Here is a 2,513-nt window from a genome sequence, read left to right on the forward strand (position 1 = left end):
CCTGCACCTACAACCGTAATCTTCATAGTGTTAATTCTTTTAAGGGGTTACTAAAATTTGCGATAAACCTAGCGATTTTTTATCGAACGGGCTATTTTTGGTTAGGTAATTAAATTGAATCTCTTCCTGCCTAAGTTAGAAATTTTTGTGTTTTAAAAAACGCTTTTGAAAACTTTATTGTATGTTGGGGGTTTTTATAATAAAGAATTTACATTTGCTTAACCGCATCAAGCTGAAGACTATCATGGACAACAAACCGGTACAAAAAGTTGATATTATGTCTTATGCTGGTAAATGGTATTCATTATATTCTATACCAACTTTCATGGATAAACACTGGCGTCAGACCACAGAGACCTATGTGATCCACCCCGACGGTTTTTATGCTGTTTTTACTACCTATAAAATACTTGGCCGGGATCAGCAGAAGTACATCAGGTCAAAGCTGTTTGTAATGCGGGGTACCGGAAACGCAGAGTTTAAGGCACAGTTTATATGGCCGTTTAAGGTCGACTATTGGGTCATCGAACTGGCCGACGATTATTCTTACGTCGTAGTTGGACATCCTAAACAAAAATACCTTTTTATCATGTCACGAAAACCGGAGCTGGACCAGGGGCTACTGGAAAAGATCATAGCACGCTGTGCAAAAAAAGGTTATGATACAGAGCGCCTGGTTTCTCAGGATCATTATAAAAATTAGTTTTCCACCTCTCCCGCGATCGCTTTAAAAATTACGTATTTTTGAGCATGTATTTGATTTTTGATACCGAAACGACAGGCCTGCCCCGCAACTATAATGCTCCCGTTACCGATACAGACAATTGGCCAAGGTGTATACAGATTGCCTGGCAGCTTCATGGTGAATTCGGAAATCTGATAGAGAACGAGGATTACCTGGTGAAGCCTGATGGTTTCAATATTCCTTATGATGCCGAACGAATCCATGGTATTTGTACTGAGCTGGCTGATGAGCAGGGTATAGGGCTTGCCGAGGTTCTTGAAAAATTCAATACGGCTTTGTCCAAAGCGAAGTTTGTGGTGGGTCAGAACATAGGCTTTGACGTCAACATTATGGGTAGCGAGTTTCACAGGCTGGGCATCGAAAGTCCGATGTCGCAAATGCCTGTACTGGACACCTGTACTGAGGTTACGGCAGACCTGCTGAAGCTTCCGGGAGGAAGAGGAGGCAGATTCAAATTGCCTAACCTTACTGAATTGCATCAATATCTTTTTGGAGAGCCCTTTGCTGAGGCGCACAATGCTACTGCCGATGTGGAGGCCACGACACGCTGCTTTTTACAGCTTTTAAAAACAGATGTTTTCAAACCTGAGCAACTGCTTGCTGATCAGAATTACCTGAAGCTTTTCAAAGAAAGGAACCCTGGTATGATCGGACGGGCCGGTTTGACGCACATCAACCTGAAAGCGGCATCTGATGACATCAGGAAACGCCTGAACAAGGGTGACGGAATTTCCAAACAAACGCTTCAGGGCAATAAAGAAGAACTTAAAAATGTGGTCTTTGCGCATTTGCATAACCATACACAGTTTTCAGTACTGCAATCCACCATCAATATTCCCGACCTGATCAAAGCTACAGCGGCAATGAAAATGCCTGCAGTGGCTATGACCGATCATGCAAACATGATGGGTGCTTTTCATTTTGTGACCCAGGTACTCAATCACAACAAAGGGGCGGAGGCTAAAAACGCTGCGGCAATTGAAAAAGGTGAAGAACCAACGGAGACGATCATTAAACCCATTGTAGGCTGTGAATTCTTTGTCTGTGAAAATCATACAGATAAAAAGAGAAAGGATGACGGATACCAGATGGTATTTTTGGCCAAAAATAAAAACGGCTACCATAACCTGGCAAAGATGTCGTCTATAGCTTATACCAAGGGCTTTTATTACGTCCCCCGTATAGATAAAGATGTTGTTGAGCAGTACAAGGATGACATTATTGTGCTGTCCGGAAACCTATACGGCGAGGTGTCCAGCAAATTGCTGAACATTGGCGAGCGTCAGGCTGAAGAGGCACTATTGTGGTGGAAAGACAAATTTGGAGCAGATTTCTACATTGAGATCATGCGTCACAACCAGGACGATGAGAATATTGTTAACGCCTCCCTGATTTCTCTGGCCCGCAAGCATGAGGTGAAACTGGTCGCTACCAATAATACGTATTACATCAATAAGAAAGATGCCAATGCGCATGATATTTTATTGTGTGTAAAGGACGGTGAGAAGCAGGCTACCCAGATCGGCCGTGGCCGCGGATACAGGTACGGACTTCCCAACCAGGAGTATTATTACAAATCTGCCGATGAGATGAAGGCGCTTTTTGCTGATTTGCCGGAGGCGATTGTAAATGTCCAGGAGGTCATTGACAAAACAGAGAGCTATAAACTGGCCCGTGAAGTGCTGTTGCCTAAATTTGATATTCCGGTGGAATTCCTGGTGACCCAGGATGATGAGGATGGCGGTAAAAGGGGAGAGAATAAATACCT

2 protein-coding genes are annotated in these 2,513 nt (G+C 43.5%); both read left to right on the forward strand.

Features of this window, described 5'->3' with window-relative positions; genetic code table 11:
- Window positions 1–277 precede the first annotated feature (277 nt).
- On the forward strand, window positions 278–703 hold the full coding sequence (locus VK541_RS06190) for a lipocalin family protein (RefSeq protein ID WP_324367984.1): 426 nt from the start codon (window positions 278–280) through the stop codon (window positions 701–703).
- Between the two features lie 47 nt (window positions 704–750).
- Window positions 751–2,513, forward strand: a 1,763-nt coding sequence (locus VK541_RS06195) for a PHP domain-containing protein (RefSeq protein ID WP_324367982.1), incomplete at its 3' end; no start/stop codon positions are given.

It is taken from the genome of Pedobacter sp., assembly GCF_035317785.1.
In the GTDB taxonomy this organism is placed as follows: domain Bacteria; phylum Bacteroidota; class Bacteroidia; order Sphingobacteriales; family Sphingobacteriaceae; genus Pedobacter.

Bases quoted from the DNA above. Each gene is read 5' to 3' on its own strand.
- VK541_RS06190 (WP_324367984.1), top strand. From the start codon at position 278: ATGTCTTATGCTGGTAAATGGTATTCATTATATTCTATACCAACTTTC.